Origin of the sequence: Mesorhizobium shangrilense (assembly GCF_040537815.1) — a bacterium.
GTDB classification, from domain to species: Bacteria; Pseudomonadota; Alphaproteobacteria; order Rhizobiales; family Rhizobiaceae; genus Mesorhizobium; species Mesorhizobium shangrilense.
Window position 1 is genome coordinate 26,310 of sequence record NZ_JBEWSZ010000011.1, and the last position, 14,133, is coordinate 40,442.

Annotated in this window: 16 protein-coding genes; 11 read left to right on the forward strand and 5 right to left on the reverse strand. The window is 63.1% G+C overall.

The features are described 5' to 3' along the window. Positions 1 to 87 precede the first annotated feature (87 nt). From ABVQ20_RS37240 to ABVQ20_RS37255, 4 genes are read left to right on the forward strand one after another with little or no spacing between them, the layout of a single operon-like run. Complete coding sequence (locus tag ABVQ20_RS37240; RefSeq protein WP_354464800.1) at positions 88 to 966, forward strand: ABC transporter permease; 879 nt, start codon at positions 88 to 90, stop codon at positions 964 to 966. 13 nt (positions 967 to 979) lie between these two features. Beyond that, positions 980 to 1,804 carry an ABC transporter permease gene (locus tag ABVQ20_RS37245; RefSeq protein WP_354464801.1) on the forward strand — a complete coding sequence of 275 codons (825 nt, stop codon included), beginning with the start codon at positions 980 to 982 and terminating at the stop codon, positions 1,802 to 1,804. 15 nt (positions 1,805 to 1,819) lie between these two features. Next, a complete protein-coding gene (locus tag ABVQ20_RS37250; protein ID WP_354464802.1) occupies positions 1,820 to 2,962 on the forward strand; it encodes an extracellular solute-binding protein in 1,143 nt (380 codons plus the stop codon). After that, a complete protein-coding gene (locus tag ABVQ20_RS37255; protein ID WP_354464803.1) occupies positions 2,955 to 4,121 on the forward strand; it encodes an ABC transporter ATP-binding protein in 1,167 nt (388 codons plus the stop codon). Before ABVQ20_RS37250 ends, ABVQ20_RS37255 begins: the two co-directional genes overlap by 8 nt. A gap of 118 nt (positions 4,122 to 4,239) precedes the next feature. On the opposite strand, the gene ABVQ20_RS37260 is transcribed toward ABVQ20_RS37255, so the two are convergent. Further along, positions 4,240 to 5,130, reverse strand: a complete 891-nt coding sequence (locus ABVQ20_RS37260; protein ID WP_354464804.1) for a LysR substrate-binding domain-containing protein — start codon at positions 5,128 to 5,130, stop codon at positions 4,240 to 4,242. 114 nt (positions 5,131 to 5,244) lie between these two features. On the opposite strand from ABVQ20_RS37260, the gene ABVQ20_RS37265 reads away from it, so the two are divergent. The 6 genes from ABVQ20_RS37265 to ABVQ20_RS37290 all read left to right on the forward strand — a co-directional run bounded on the left by ABVQ20_RS37265 (position 5,245) and on the right by ABVQ20_RS37290 (position 10,805). Continuing rightward, positions 5,245 to 6,252 carry an ornithine cyclodeaminase family protein gene (locus ABVQ20_RS37265; protein WP_354464805.1) on the forward strand — a complete coding sequence of 336 codons (1,008 nt, stop codon included), beginning with the start codon at positions 5,245 to 5,247 and terminating at the stop codon, positions 6,250 to 6,252. A gap of 81 nt (positions 6,253 to 6,333) precedes the next feature. Next, entirely contained in the window at positions 6,334 to 7,431 is a 1,098-nt protein-coding gene (locus tag ABVQ20_RS37270; protein WP_354464806.1) for an ABC transporter substrate-binding protein, read from the forward strand. Between the two features lie 168 nt (positions 7,432 to 7,599). Next, entirely contained in the window at positions 7,600 to 8,124 is a 525-nt protein-coding gene (locus ABVQ20_RS37275; protein WP_354464807.1) for a UCP036055 family protein, read from the forward strand. 239 nt (positions 8,125 to 8,363) lie between these two features. Next, complete coding sequence (locus ABVQ20_RS37280; protein ID WP_354464808.1) at positions 8,364 to 8,735, forward strand: hypothetical protein; 372 nt, start codon at positions 8,364 to 8,366, stop codon at positions 8,733 to 8,735. 146 nt (positions 8,736 to 8,881) lie between these two features. Continuing rightward, positions 8,882 to 10,300, forward strand: coding sequence for a multicopper oxidase family protein (locus tag ABVQ20_RS37285; RefSeq protein ID WP_354464877.1), 1,419 nt, complete (start codon positions 8,882 to 8,884; stop codon positions 10,298 to 10,300). 64 nt (positions 10,301 to 10,364) lie between these two features. Next, on the forward strand, positions 10,365 to 10,805 hold the full coding sequence (locus tag ABVQ20_RS37290; RefSeq protein ID WP_354464809.1) for a DUF411 domain-containing protein: 441 nt from the start codon (positions 10,365 to 10,367) through the stop codon (positions 10,803 to 10,805). Positions 10,806 to 11,312: 507 nt separating this feature from the next. Here ABVQ20_RS37290 and ABVQ20_RS37295 read toward each other — a convergent pair. From ABVQ20_RS37295 to ABVQ20_RS37310, 4 genes are all read right to left on the reverse strand, one after another. Continuing rightward, complete coding sequence (locus ABVQ20_RS37295; protein WP_354464810.1) at positions 11,313 to 12,029, reverse strand: Bax inhibitor-1/YccA family protein; 717 nt, start codon at positions 12,027 to 12,029, stop codon at positions 11,313 to 11,315. Between the two features lie 19 nt (positions 12,030 to 12,048). Further along, positions 12,049 to 12,822 carry an anti-sigma factor family protein gene (locus tag ABVQ20_RS37300; RefSeq protein WP_354464811.1) on the reverse strand — a complete coding sequence of 258 codons (774 nt, stop codon included), beginning with the start codon at positions 12,820 to 12,822 and terminating at the stop codon, positions 12,049 to 12,051. Beyond that, positions 12,819 to 13,352 carry a sigma-70 family RNA polymerase sigma factor gene (locus ABVQ20_RS37305; RefSeq protein ID WP_354464812.1) on the reverse strand — a complete coding sequence of 178 codons (534 nt, stop codon included), beginning with the start codon at positions 13,350 to 13,352 and terminating at the stop codon, positions 12,819 to 12,821. The genes ABVQ20_RS37300 and ABVQ20_RS37305 overlap by 4 nt, the downstream gene beginning before the upstream one ends. A gap of 189 nt (positions 13,353 to 13,541) precedes the next feature. Then, entirely contained in the window at positions 13,542 to 13,754 is a 213-nt protein-coding gene (locus tag ABVQ20_RS37310) for a hypothetical protein (protein WP_354464813.1), read from the reverse strand. Between the two features lie 168 nt (positions 13,755 to 13,922). Between ABVQ20_RS37310 and ABVQ20_RS37315 the strand changes: the two genes are divergently transcribed. Continuing rightward, positions 13,923 to 14,126 carry a hypothetical protein gene (locus ABVQ20_RS37315; protein ID WP_354464814.1) on the forward strand — a complete coding sequence of 68 codons (204 nt, stop codon included), beginning with the start codon at positions 13,923 to 13,925 and terminating at the stop codon, positions 14,124 to 14,126. Positions 14,127 to 14,133: the final 7 nt, after the last annotated feature.

Genomic DNA, 14,133 nt, shown 5'->3' on the forward strand with positions numbered 1-14,133 from the left:
GGACAGCGGCACGCCAATGGTCGAAGCTGGCTCCTTGGGGGGCCGGCGACTTTGCCGATCCATGACAGATAGCCGGATTGGACCATCGTGACCAAAGGCTGGAAACTGTACGACAAGCGATTGGCCTGGGCCCTTGTCGCGCCGGCGCTGCTGCTTCTGCTTCTGCTCCTGCTGCTGCCGATCCTGATGATGACGGTCTATACCTTCTTCACCTTCGTCACGGCCGGCGTCGAGCAGGCGTCGCTGACCTTTGACAACTGGAAGGAATTCCTCACCGACAGCTACTATCACGGCTTCCTTTTGAAGACCGTGCGCGTCGGCGTCATCACGGCGGTGATCTGCGGTGTCGTCGGTTATTTCCCGGCCTATTTCATCTGGGCCACGACCTTCCGGCACAAATGGCTGCTGTTGCTGCTGTTGATCGTGCCGTTCTGGATAAGCTTCACCATCCGTACATTTTCCTGGATCCATATCCTGGGCGAACAGGGGCTGATCAATGTCGTGCTCATCAGGCTCGGCGTGATCAACGAGCCGCTGCCGATGCTCTACACCGAGGGCGCCGTCATCATGGGGCTGCTGCATTTCCTGCTGCCCTACATGATCCTCAACGTCTATGTCAGCCTGGAAAGCATCGACCGCACGCTGATCGCCGCCGCCCGCTCGATGGGCTGCACCAGCGCCCAGGCTTTTCGCGAGGTCACCCTGCCGCTGTCGCTGCCGGGGCTCGGCGCCGGGCTGCTGCTCTGCTTCGTCTTGGCCGCCGGCAGCTATGTGACGCCGCAGCTTCTGGGCGGCAGCCGCGACGCGCTGTTCGGCAATCTGATCTACGACACCATCATGAGCCAGCTGAACTGGCCGATGGGCGCCACGCTGTCCATCGTGCTGTTCGTCCTGCTCGGCGCGGTTGCCGCCGCCTACAGCCGCTATATGGGCCTGTCCCAGATCATGAAGGGCCTCAGTGCATGAAGGATCTGGGCGCATGACGGCCGTACATCACGACCGCGAAGGCAGATGGGCCTGGCGGCTGACCGGCTTCGTCACGATCTGCGTCTACATCTTCATGTTCGCGCCGATCATCGCCACCGTCGTTTTGTCCTTCAACGATTCCATGTTCGGCGGCTTTCCGATGACCGGCGTCAGTCTGCGCTGGTATGCCAAGTTGCTGACCAACGAGCCGGTGCTTGCCGCCTTCCAGACATCGATGTGGATTGCGCTGGTGACGGCGGCGGTGACGACGCTGATCGGCATCATGACGGCCTTCGCGCTGGTCCGCTTCGAGTTCGCCGGCAAGCAGGCGATCAACACGCTGGTCATCCTGCCCGCGCTGGTGCCCGAGACGATCCTCGGCGTCGGCCTGCTGGTGATGATCAAATCGATCGACCAGCCGCGCTCGATGCTGCTGCTGATCCTCGGCCACATCCTGCTCACCTTGCCCTATGTGGTGCTGATCGTGCAGGCACGCATGGTCGGCATCAAGCGCTCCTATGAGGAAGCCGCTTTGTCGCTCGGCGCGTCGCGGCTGTCGACCTTCCGCGAGATCACGCTGCCGCTGCTCATCCCCGCCGTGCTGGCCAGCGTGCTGCTCGCCTTCACCATCTCCTTCGACAACACTTCGGCCAGCCTGTTCTGGCGCCCCGCCGGCGTCGAGACCATGCCGACGCAGATACTGTCCATGCTCAAGATCTCGATCAGCCCCGAGGTCAACGCGCTGGGCACCGTCATGATCCTGGTGACGGTCGGCATTCCCTTGATAGGCGGGCTCATCCTGCAAAGCCTCACCCGGTTCAGAAAAAAAGCAACGTAAAATGGGAGAACTGCAATGAAACTGACCAACGGCAAAAGACTGGAGCGGCTTGGCGACCGCTACGCCAACGGCGACATCAGCCGGCGCTCGTTCCTGGGCCTGACGGCCGCGGCGGCCGCCGCCACCGGACTGTCCATGCCCTGGATGGGACGCGCGCTGGCCGCCGTCTCGGAAGTGCGCTTCGACGGCTGGGGCGGCGTGGTGCAGGAGGCCATCGATAAATACGCCTTCCAGCCCTATACTGCGAAATCCAGCATCAAGGTCGTGCAGGGCACGTTCGGCGACGAGGACGAGATCATCACCAAGATCAAGACCTCGAAGCCCGGCGACTTCCAGGTCATCCATTCGTCCGGCGTCAACTACTACATCAAATACGTCAATGCCGGCTTCAACTCGGAGATCAACGAGGCCAACATCCCCAACATGGCGAATGTGCTGACCGCCATGATCGATCCGTTCCGCAAGATCACGCCGAAGCTGTCGGCCGTGCCCTACGACTACGGCACCACCGGCATCGCATACAACACCAAGGTGATCTCGCCCGACGAAGCCAAGGAAAAGGGCGCCAACCTGCTCACCGACAAGAAATATGCCGGCAAGATCGGCGGCTATGCCGACATGACCACGCGCGTCTGGTACGCCGCGCTGCAGACCAAGCAGGACCCCAACAACATCCAGGACATGGATGCGGTCTGGGCCAAGGTGCGCGAGACGCGCGACCTCGCCAAGAAGTTCTGGAGCTCCGGCGCCGAGCTGATGGACCTGTTGTCGAGGAACGAGATCGTGGTCACCGACGCCTGGTCGGGCCGCGTCGCCGCCCTGCAGCAGCAGGGCCAGCCGATCGGCTATCTCGACCCCGCAGGTTCCTATGCCTGGATGGAGGACATGCTGATCCTCAAGGGCTCGCCGATGGCCGAATGCGAGGAACTGATCAATTTCATGCTCGACCCGGCCACCTCGATCGCCGTTGCCGAGGGCCAGAACTATCCGCCCTCGCTCGACCCGACCAAGGTGAAGCTGACCGACAAGATCGCCGCCCTGCCCGCCTTCGATCCCACCGGATCGATGAAGTCGCTGACCTACGCCGATCCGCTCTACTGGGCAAAGAACGAGGACGCCTGGAACAAGCAATGGGACAGGGTGTCCAAAGGTGCATGACGACAAGCTCCACGAGCCCCGGCCGGTGACGGCCGGGGTCGATCGCGGCCAGCTTGCCCAGGGCATGGAGCCCATGGGCAAGCCGGCGGTCGAGTTCCGCGACATCGATATTTTCTATGGCAAGTTCGCCGCGGTGCGGAAGTTCTCGCTGGCGATCGGCAAGGGCAGCTTCGTCACGCTGCTCGGGCCTTCCGGCTGCGGCAAGACGACGATCCTGCGCTCGATCGCCGGCCTCGTCGACATTTCCAGCGGCCAGATCTCGATCGGCGGCAAGCGTGTCGACGACATCCCGATCTACAAGCGCAACATCGGCCTGGTGTTCCAGAACTATGCGCTGTTTCCCCACAAGAACGTCTTCGACAATGTCGCCTTCGGCCTGAAATACCGCAACGTGCCCAAAGCCGAGATCGTCAGGCGGGTCGGCAAGGCGCTGGAGATGGTGCGGCTTCCCGGCAGCGAGAAGAAGCTGCCGTCGCAGCTTTCCGGCGGCCAGCAGCAGCGCATCGCGCTGGCCCGCGCCATCGTCTTCGAACCGGAAGTGCTGCTGCTGGACGAGCCCCTGTCGGCGCTCGACGCCAATATGCGCGAGGACATGCGCGTCGAGATCAAGAAAATCCAGAAAGAGACTGGAATCACAGCGATTTTCGTGACGCATGACCAGGAGGAAGCCCTGTCCATGTCCGACCGCATCGTGGTGATGAATGCCGGCGTGGTCGAGCAGATTGGCACGCCCGGCGAGGTCTACGACCGGCCGGCCACCGCCTTCGTCGCCAATTTCCTCGGCAAGGCCAACATGCTGCCGGGCACCGTCAGCGCGATGGACGGCGCGATGGTGACGATCGCGCTCGCCACCGGTCACACCGTCAGGGCCGCCTCACCGAAATCCCTTGCGCCTGGCAGCGCCGTCACCGTCGTCGTCCGTCCGCAAAAGCTGACGGTCTGCGCCGCCGCCATCGCCAACCGGCTGGCGGGGCGGATCGTCTCGACCTCCTATCTTGGCGGCAACGCTGTCTACGAGATCGATATCGGCGGCAATACCCCGGTGCGCGCCAACACGCTCATCGACGGCCAGCCGCTGCGCGAGGGCGAACCGGTGGATGTCGGATTCGACCCCAAGGGATGCGTGCTTCTCGATGCGCAGGGCGTGCGGATCGAATAGCAACGATCCCGAAAAATCACGCCGCAACAGCGGGATGACACCGGATTCGGAATCAATTCGTCCGGTCTGGCGTCGCCCGCTCCGGGGGCCTGCCGGCATGGCAAATCGGCGCGGCCGCCTATGAAACGCCGCTCTCGGCCAGGATGAAGCGCCGGAACGCCTTTGCCTTTCGTGGCAGTTCGGCGTCTCGGGAATAATTCAGGTAGTAGTCGTACCCCACATGCACCGCGTCCTCGAAAAGGCGTACCAGGCGCCCGGCGAGCACATCCTCCTCGATGAGTGAAGCGAAGAAGAGCGCGATCCCGTGTCCGTCGATGGCGGCTCGGCGCAAGGCGTGAGAGTCGCTCAACCGCTGCGCCGACAGCACCGCCGGCGCCGTCACGCCCTGCGTCTCCAACCAGAGCCGCCAATGCTGCAGGTCGAACTCGTAGAACAATGGTTGTTCAATCAGATTGCGCGGCGTCAGCGCACCGTTGAGACTTGCTGGGAATGCGGGGCTGGCGACGGGCACCAGGGCGCCATCGAGCACCTTGATCTTTTCGACGCCCGGCCAGACACCCGATCCCCAGTTGATGCCGATATCGATGTTCTCCCTGCGGTGATCGGCGGGATGGTAGGAGTGGTGCAGGCGCAGGTCGATCTCCGGATGCTGCCGGACAAATGTCATCAGTCTTGGCGTCAGCCATTGCGATGAAAAATACGGCGCCACGCTGACATTCAGGATCTCGCGCCCGCCGCTGTCGGTGACGCGGTCGATAACGGCTTCCATCGTATCGAAGGCCCTGTAGACGCCGCCGAACAGCAGATCGCCGGCGTCCGTCAGGCTGTTCTTGCCCGATTTGCGTGAGACCAGCTCGACCGCCAGTTCCGTCTCGAGATTCTTGATCTGGCGGCTCACCGCTGCCTGCGTCACGCCAAGCTCGGCGGCGGCTTTCGTGAAGCTCAACGTGCGGGCCAGCGCCTCGAATGTGCGAAGCGCGGACAGGGATGGCAGTTTGCGGCGCATCATCGACCATAACTTGAAATCATGCAGCTGCAAATAAAGTCGTTTTCCTTGATCCGCTAAATGATTTTGTCTGCCTCCATAACAGCAGGACACCCTGCCGGGCACTGGAGTGAAGGCATGAACATATCAAACGCAACCGGGGTGCGGAAAAGCGCGGCCGAGATCGCCAAGGGCGATATGGACGTCCTCATCCTCAGCGAACAGGACGTCGTGCGGCTGCTCGATCTCAACCAGTTGATCGACGGCCTCGCCGAGGGTTTTCGCGCGATCGCCGATGGCAGGGTCCAGTCGCCGGACAGGCCGGAAATCACGGTGCCGGGAAAAGGCTTCTCGCTGTCGATGCCCGCCTGGCAGGAAGGCATGAGCATCGCCGTCAAGATCGTCAATGTCTTCGAGGACAATCTCGAACTGGATCTGCCGAACCACCTGGCGCTGATCAACCTCTTCGACCCGGCAACGGGCGCTCCGCTCTGCATCATGGACGGGACGTATATCACCGGCATTCGAACCGCCGCGTCAGCGGTTCTGTCGGTCAGGGAACTCGCCCGCCAGGATGCGCGCACCGTCACCCTTGTTGGAGCGGGCGTGCAGGGTCGCGAGCATCTGCGCCTCCTGCCGCTTGTCCGCGACTTCGACGAGATCCGCATCGCTTCGCTTCACTATGAAGACGCGGAGAAGCTGGCCCGGTTGGACCCCCGCGCCGTGGCGGTCAGGGATGTCGAGGCGGCCGTCAGGACCTCCGACGTCGTGTGCCTGGCCAGCCATTCCTACACGCCCGTCATCGACGCCGAATGGATCAGGCAAGGCACGCATGTTTCCTCGGTCGGCTACGCCCCGCCCCAGGGCGAACTGCCGCTGGAGCTGATCGCGATCGCGCGGCTGTTCGTCGAAACCACGGAAGCGTTCAAGGCGCCACCGGTTGGCTGCGCGGAACTCGCCAGGATCGATCCCCGTGAAGCCACGCTGCTTGGAGACATGCTGACCGGCCGCAAGGCCGGCCGGCAAACGGCGGATGAGATCACCGTCTACAAGGCGATGGGCATCGCCATGGAGGACATGGTCGCCGCGCACATCGCCTACAGCCGCGCCCGCGCGCAAAAAGCCGGGCAGATCGTTGTGCTCTGAACGGTCAGGACGTCTCGCTTCATCGCCGGGTGCATCCGGCCCCTGTTGCCATCCCATAACCATGAGCCGGAGGAGAATCCAATGCGTTTTCGATCACTATTGCTGGCGACAACTGCCCTTGCATTGAGCGCTGGGGCGGCCTTCGCGGACATTCGCATCGCCGTCGTCGGACCGATGACCGGTCCTAACGCGAGTTTTGGCGATCAGTTGAAGGCCGGCGCGGCGGCAGCGGCCGACGACATCAATTCCCATGGCGGAATTGGCGGCGAGAAAATCGAGATCGTCGTCGCCGACGATGCATGCGATCCTAGGCAGGCGGTGTCCGTGGCCAACAAGCTGATTGCCGATGGCATCACCTTCGTGAACGGACATTTCTGCTCCGGCGCGACCCTTCCGGCCTCTGAGGTCTACGAAGAATCCGGTGTGGTCAGCCTGACGGTGTCGACCAATCCCCAGATCACCGAGCGCGGTTTCAAGTCGATCTTCCGCATCGGCGGCCGGGACGACCAGCAAGGGCCGACGGCGTCGCACTACATCCTGAAACATTTCCTCGGCAGGAAGATCGCCATCATCGACGACAAGTCGGCGTTTGGCGCCGGACTTACGGCAGAAGTGAAAAGCGCGCTGACGGCGGCCGGCCAGCCCATAGTCATGGAAGCCCGCATCAATGCCGGGGAGAAGGACTATTCGGCACTGATCACGCGTCTGAAAGAAGCCGGCACGGAGGTGGTCTACTTTGGCGGCTATCATGCCGAAGCCGGCCTGATCATGCGGCAATCCGCCGACCTTGGCCTCAAGCTGACCCTGTTTGGCGGCGATCCGCTGTCCTCCAGCGAGTTTGTCGCCATTGCCGGCGCCACCGCCGAGGGCACGCTGTTCACCTTCGGACCGGACCCGCGAAAGAACCCCGAGGCGGGTGCCGCTGTCGATGCCATGCGAAAGCGCGGCATCGAGCCCCAGGGATGGGCGCTCTATTCCTACGGCATCATCCAGACTTTCGCACAGGCCCTTGGCAAGGCTGGCTCGACGGACCCTCAAGCCGTTGCCGAGGCCCTGCGCCAGGGAAGCTTCGAAACCGTGCTCGGCACGGTCAAGTTCGATGCCAAAGGCGACAACCAGGCGCCGGGATTCGTCGTCTACAAATGGTCCGGCGGCCAGGCCGACTACGCCCGGGACTGACCTTGCAATTGGCACGTTGCGCCGGGACCGGTTGCTCCCAACCCGACAGGCGAAGGTGCCGATGCCCCTGCGATGGCGGATATCCCGCCATCGCAGGTATCTCGCATAACCGATAGCCAGGGACCCAGGTGAGGCTTGGCGAGCGGCGTGCAGCTCGTGAAAGAACCCATGTCCGCACAGCTTATCTTTGATCTTGCACCGCTTGGCTCCGTCGTGCGCTATTTCGACGGTGCCCCTCGCCCGGCCTCCCAATTCGGCGGCAAGTTGGCCGCATGGCGTAGCAACAATGGCGACGGTCGCCTCGTCCACAGGTTTGGCGCCCGGCGGATCGGCGACAATATGGTGCCCGCCGGCATCGTGCTGCAGCGTGGAAAACTCGACACCGACGGCCCTGTCATCATGGTGCTGCGCCAGACCTTTTCGGTGGCGAGCCGGTTGCTGTTCGAGGTTGTGGAGCCTCCGGCAATCGGCTCGGTCCGCGTTGTCGACCGCGTCGACGCGGATGCCGAGCTTCTTCACCTGGCAGCCGATCGTGCTGGCGCCGAAGACTGGCGCGCCTGCAATCCACATCGCCGCGCGTTTCTTGATGAAGTCACAGCGACCAGATGGCGACCGATCTGGTCGGGTCCGGGCAGCCGCCAGGGATTGCCGCCAAAACGGCCCAGGCTGCAGGCTGACTGGCCGGACGGCTGAATGATTGGATTCGACCCCAAGGGATGCGTGTTTCTCGATGCGCAGGGTGTGCGGATCAGTTAGATCGGGTATCGTCGGCTGAACGACCGCGACCGCGGAACGGCGTCGACGGCCTTGCTGCGCCTTGTGGGGCCGGACTGTCTCGGTGTCGCAGCGCTGGAATCCGGCTTGCAAAAACCGCCCTTTGAGGTCAGCCTGAGCGCATGATGGCTCGGTTGTCGCCAAGACACGTCTTCGCGTTGCTGCTCGCGGTGTTCGTCACCGTTGGCGTGAGCATGTCCGCCGTCCAGGCCAGCACCATGGCAGTGAACATGACCATGGCGCTCAAAGCCGGCATGGCCATGGCCTCCGAAACGGGCATGACCACGCCCGGCATGGGCGCGGCTGACGACAGCGACTGCAAGGCATGTGTCAAGGGCACCGGCGACAACGGAAATCCGATGCATTGTCCCCGGACCTGCATTGCTCCGGTACTCGCGGTGCTGCCGCTCGAATTCGCTGTCATGAGCGCGGTTCGGGCACCGCTGCCATCAGCGCTGCCGACGCCGTTCCTTCATGGGCGAAATTCCCTCCCCGACCCATTCCCTCCCAAATCCATCGATCTCGTCTGACGCGGCTTCAGCCGTCCCGCGGCTGATGTCTGGCGTTTGATCGCCGCTGGCGCTTTGCGCAAGCGAGCGCGGACAGCAATTCGACGTCGAGAGGTTCGCCGTCGATCGAGATCGCAAAGGAATTGAGAGTGAGTACCTTCAGTTTGATGTCGCGCCGCGGCTTCGTGCTTGCGGCAGCGGACATCGCGGCAGCCACCTTCGTGCGCCCCGCATCGTCAAGGACATCCGCCGTCAACGAGCGCCGCATCAAGATCGCGCCGGGACAGGCCCAGCTCAGTGGCCCGGCCGGTCCGCATACTCCCGTGTGGACGTATGACGGTAAAGTCCCCGGCCCGACCCTTCGCCTGCGACAGGGCGAGCTGGCCCGCATCACCGTCGAGAACGGGCTGGATGAGGACACGACGGTCCACTGGCATGGCATCCGCCTGCCAAACACCATGGACGGCGTGCCTGGCCTGACCCAGCCGCCGATCAGGCCGGGCGAGAGCTTCGTCTATGAGTTCACACCGCCCGACGCCGGAACCTTCTGGTACCATCCGCATGCCAACAGCCTCGTGCAGCTGGGCCGCGGCTTGGCCGGCGCGCTCATCCTCGAGGAGGTGGAGCCCGTCGCAGTAGACCGCGATCTGCTGTGGCTGCTGCAGGACTGGCGGCTTGCGGCGGGCGGACAGATCGCGCCCGGCTTCGGCAGCGCGATGGATGCGGCGATGTCCGGCCGCGTCGGCAATGTCGTCACCGTCAACGGCACGCGTCCGGCCTATCAAAATGTGAAAGCGGGAGAACGCCTCAGGCTGCGCCTGGCCAATGCCTCGCTCGCCCGCATCATGGCGCTGCGCTTCGAGGGCCACCGCCCGGTCGTCGTGGCGATCGACGGACAGCCCTGCGACCCACATGAACCGGAGGAAGGCCGCTTGCTGCTTGCGCCTGCCATGCGCATCGACGTCATAATCGACATGCAGGGCGACCCCGGCAAGCGCTACGCGGTGATCGACGATTACTATGACGGCCTCTCCTATACGCTGACCACGCTTGCCTATGACAACGTACCGCCGCTGCGAGCCCAACCTTTCGACGCGCCTGTCCGCCTGCCTGGCAATCCCCTGCCCGAACCCGATCTTGCCAGGGCCGAACGCCAGGAGATCGTGCTGCAGGGCGGCATGATGGGCGGCGGCAAGCTGAAAGGCGTCGGCGGCATGATGGGGATGGCCATGCCTGGCATGAATGGCACCGCCGCCTGGGCGATCAACGGCATTTCGATGACAGGAGACGGCCATTCCGGCATGACGCCGCAATTCACGCTGAAACGCGGCGCGACCTGCCTGCTCACCATGCGCAACGAAACCGCGTGGTGGCACCCCATGCACATTCACGGGTTCAGCATGTCCGTGCTCTCCCGCAACGGTTCGCCCGTGCCGAACCGGACATGGCAGGACACCGTGCTGATGGCTCCCAAGGACACGGTCGAATGCGCCTTCGTCGCCGACAATCCCGGCGACTGGATGCTGCATTGCCATGTCGCCGATCACCAGATGGCCGGCCTCATGACCGTATTCCGGGTGACCTGAGCCCCTTTGCAACCACGGAACCCCAGCGTCCACCAGCCCCACCAATCAACGAAGGAGAATTGCAATGAAACTGACCTACCGCCTCGCCGCCCTTGCCTTGCTGGTCGCAGCGCCGCTGCCCGCTTTTGCGGCCACGATCAACGCTGTCATGTACAAGAACCCGCAATGCAGCTGCTGCGAATCCTACGCCGCCTATCTGGAAAAGTATGGCTTCAAGATCGACATCAAGCCGGTCAATAACCTGTCCCAGATCAGCAGCGACGCGGGCGTGCCCACCGACCTCGAAGGCTGTCACACGATGATGATCGACGGCTATGTCGTCGATGGCCTGGTGCCCGTCGACATCGTCAGGAAGCTGCTGACGGAGCGGCCTGCAATCACCGGCATCACGCTGGCAGGCATGCCCGCGGGCGCACCGGGCATGGGTGGCGAAAAGTCCGGCCCCTTCACCGTCTATGCCTTCACCAAGGACGGCAAGGCGCCCACCGTCTACGCGACGGAGTGAAAGGCGACCGCGATGTATGCCGACATGTCGGATTGCCCTGCCCGAACCTGGCTCGCCATGACGTTCCTGTCGGTTGCAGGTTTTCTTGTACTGATGGTCCTGGTGCTTACCGTCGCGGCACTCGCAAGATACGTGCTGACGGGCCGTCGAATCGCAATCGGCAGTGCGGAGTCGCGAACCGAACCGAAGGATCGGCAGCCACGAAGCTCCCACTCAGACAAATAGAGCCCCATCCCGACTGGATCGAGATGGGGCTCCAATGCATGTCGCCCAAAAATGCGCGGCGGTTTTGGGCAATGACATGCACAACACAAAGACTTGAGGCGCCTTGAGCAATCCAGGAAAAGTGCGAAACGGTTTCCGTCCGGAATTGCGTCAAAACAGAGAGATAGAGCCTGGCCGGCAAACACCCCCGTGGCGCCGGCCAGGCACGAACGCCGGCCCCTCAGGGGAAGCCGGCGCCCGCTTTTGTCCGGGCATTAGGAGATGCCCGGTACGGTCAGGCGACTATTCTTTTTCGCCGGTGAAATTCAGCAGCAGCTGGAAGATGTTGATGAAGTTCAGGTAGAGCGAAAAGGCGCCGAACACGGCGAGCTTCTGGCGCGATTCCCCATCGAAATTCTCGCCATACTGTTCCTTGATCGTCTGCGTGTCCCAGGCGGTCAGGCCGACGAAGACGGCGATGCCGATCACCGAAATGGCGAATTGCAGGGCGGTCGAGCCAAGGAAGATGTTGACGATGCTGGCGATCACCACGCCGATCAGGCCCATGATCAGGAACGACGAGAACTGCGTCAGGTCACGCTTGGTCGTGTAGCCGTAGAGGCTGGTGGCGCCGAACATGGTGGCGGTGATGAAGAAGGTGCGCGCGATGCTGGTTCCGGTGAACACCAGGAACACGGAAGCGAGCGACAGGCCCATGACCGCGCAGAAGGCCCAGAACATCATCTGCGCGCTGGCCGCCGACATGGTCTGCATCTTGAACGAGAACAGCATGACGAAGGCGAGCGGCGCCAGCATCACCACCCATTTCAGCGGACTGGAAAAGATCGGCACGTAGAGCGCGGGCGTCGACGACACCATGAAGGCGACGAGGCCGGTGACCACGAGGCCAAGGCCCATATAGTTGTAGACGCGCAGCATGTGCTGGCGCAGGCCCTCGTCGAAGACGGCTCCTGTCTGGGCGCCGGCGCCCATGCGGTATCCCAAGTTCGGGGCATTCATTCGGTTTCTCCTTTGTATATCAGTAAAGCGTTTTGGCGAGCGTCTCGGCGGCGCGGTCGAGGTCGTGGGCATCGCTTCGCGCCACCACCGCGTAGGCAACCTCGCCGATCTGGAAATAGGCCGAGGAAATGTCGCCGGAGGGCGCGATGGCCGGCTTGACCACGTCGAAGGTTCCCGGCCGGATCGCAAACAGCGACACCAGGCCCATGTCCTTGGTATCCACCGCCATCTCGACGCTCGGGCCGAAGCGCGACGGATAGACCTGCACGTCGCGCACCTTCCAATCCTTGGGCAGCGTCGGCATGACGATGGCGGTCGCGGCGCGGATCTCGCCGGGATTGTAGTTCGGCGTCTCCGTCTGCGACGCCATGCCCTCGCGCATGATCGTCGTCTTGTGGGCGCGGATCGCATCCTCCAGGTAAGCGGGCGGCTGCGGCGAGGCGACGACCTTGGTCACCGACATCGGCCCGACAATGCCGTTGGCCAGCCAGCCGGCGGCAACGAAGGCGGCGACTGCCGCGGCACGCTGCAGAACGCCGAAGAAGCGGCCTCGCGTCAGCCCGCGCTCCAGCCGCCGCGCGGCGTCCGCCGTTGCCGGCCGCGCCGTGCCCCGGGAGCCGGCAAGCGCAACGCGCAGTTCGTCGCGCATCCGCAGATCCGACATCACGCGCGCCGCCGCTTCCGGGCGGGCCGACAGGAATGCCTCCACCTCGATGCGACGGGTGACATCCAGCTGATCGTCGACATAGGCGTCGAGGTCGATATCGGTGACGGGATCGATAACTCCGGTCATGACGGGCCTCCAACAATCCTGAGGTGGTTTTTTCCCTGCGACGGCTTGGCGTTCTCCATCTCGCGCAGTGCCGCGCGCGCCCTGCCGATACGCGACATCAGCGTGCCCAGCGGCACGCCAGTGGCATCGGCCGCCTGCTGGTAGGAAAGGCCGTCGATGGCGACGAGATGCAGCGCCGAGCGCTGTTCTTCCGGCAGGTTCAAAAAGGCATCGCGCACCTGCGCCAGCCGCACGGAATGTTCCTGCGGCGCCGGTGTGCTTGAATCGGCAAGGTATCCCGCCTGCTCGTTGCGCGCGGCTTCCGATCTCTTGGAGCGTGTGCGGTCGATGAAGGTGTTGTGGACGATCGACAGCAGCCACGCCCGCAAATTGCCGCCGGAGCGGAAAGTGCCGCGCCGCTCATAGGCGCGCACCAGCGCGTCGTGGACGAGATCCTCGGCATCGACGCCGTCGCGCGTCAGCGACCGCGCGTAGCGGCGCAGCGAGCCTAGCTGTCCTATGATGTCAAAGCGTGGCACCGACCGTTTCATGTCCTGTTTACGGACCGAGATGGGATTTTAATCCCTGCCATGCCAGATTTTTTTAGAATGAGAAGAATTCGCTCCAGCAGCTGACAGGCGGTGAACGCCGCGCGCTCCAGCTTGAAGTCGCACGCTTCAGCAGCGCAAGACGCGTCGGCACCTGGGGCGCCGCCAACCACTATCCGTGGCCGCCCTTCCCTACGGCCGGATAGCGCCGGCTGACAGCATTATTCGCGAAATCAGCTCTTCGTCGGCGACCTCATCGCCTGTGAGGTCGCGTATCAAATCGCCGACATGGCTAACCCACAGGCTGCGAGGAACCAGACCGCCGCCAATCGAGGCCTTGAACGCCTGGCAGAGGATTTCGAAATCATACGCGGAAACGAAACTGGGAGATTTGTCACCGTCCATGGCTTTCATCCCTGAGCGGGCGAAAGCACCTGAGTTGGCTTCCAAGCATCCGTATGCCGTGAAAGGCGGACGACACTTCGAGGCTACGCCCTTCGAAAGAGCTTTGCGAGTCATTTTGGGATGGAACGTAGTGACCGCTCGATGGTTCTAGGTCTTCAGGGGGGTACCGTGTCATTGTCAGACCAGCCCAATATTGTAGACACTTTAAGGGTTGTGAGAGGGTTCCTACGCCTTGCCCGCAAGTCCATCATCGATGCGCGCCACATAGAGGCGATGATTGAAATCGATACGCTGATGCAGATGGCCGAGGCTGAAGCGCAAAGACAGATCGCCGTTATCGAACGGGCAGCGGCAAGCACCGGCCTCACCTGAATATCGG

What these genes read in the sequence shown, in the direction of transcription:
- ABVQ20_RS37245 (WP_354464801.1), top strand. Translation starts at nt 980, where the DNA reads ATGACGGCCGTACATCACGACCGCGAAGGCAGATGGGCCTGGCGGCTG.
- ABVQ20_RS37250 (WP_354464802.1), top strand. Translation starts at nt 1,820, where the DNA reads ATGAAACTGACCAACGGCAAAAGACTGGAGCGGCTTGGCGACCGCTAC.
- ABVQ20_RS37260 (WP_354464804.1), bottom strand. Translation starts at nt 5,130, where the DNA reads ATGATGCGCCGCAAACTGCCATCCCTGTCCGCGCTTCGCACATTCGAG.
- ABVQ20_RS37265 (WP_354464805.1), top strand. Translation starts at nt 5,245, where the DNA reads ATGAACATATCAAACGCAACCGGGGTGCGGAAAAGCGCGGCCGAGATC.
- ABVQ20_RS37270 (WP_354464806.1), top strand. Translation starts at nt 6,334, where the DNA reads ATGCGTTTTCGATCACTATTGCTGGCGACAACTGCCCTTGCATTGAGC.
- ABVQ20_RS37275 (WP_354464807.1), top strand. Translation starts at nt 7,600, where the DNA reads ATGTCCGCACAGCTTATCTTTGATCTTGCACCGCTTGGCTCCGTCGTG.
- ABVQ20_RS37285 (WP_354464877.1), top strand. Translation starts at nt 8,882, where the DNA reads ATGTCGCGCCGCGGCTTCGTGCTTGCGGCAGCGGACATCGCGGCAGCC.
- ABVQ20_RS37290 (WP_354464809.1), top strand. Translation starts at nt 10,365, where the DNA reads ATGAAACTGACCTACCGCCTCGCCGCCCTTGCCTTGCTGGTCGCAGCG.
- ABVQ20_RS37295 (WP_354464810.1), bottom strand. Translation starts at nt 12,029, where the DNA reads ATGAATGCCCCGAACTTGGGATACCGCATGGGCGCCGGCGCCCAGACA.
- ABVQ20_RS37300 (WP_354464811.1), bottom strand. Translation starts at nt 12,822, where the DNA reads ATGACCGGAGTTATCGATCCCGTCACCGATATCGACCTCGACGCCTAT.
- ABVQ20_RS37305 (WP_354464812.1), bottom strand. Translation starts at nt 13,352, where the DNA reads ATGAAACGGTCGGTGCCACGCTTTGACATCATAGGACAGCTAGGCTCG.
- ABVQ20_RS37310 (WP_354464813.1), bottom strand. Translation starts at nt 13,754, where the DNA reads ATGGACGGTGACAAATCTCCCAGTTTCGTTTCCGCGTATGATTTCGAA.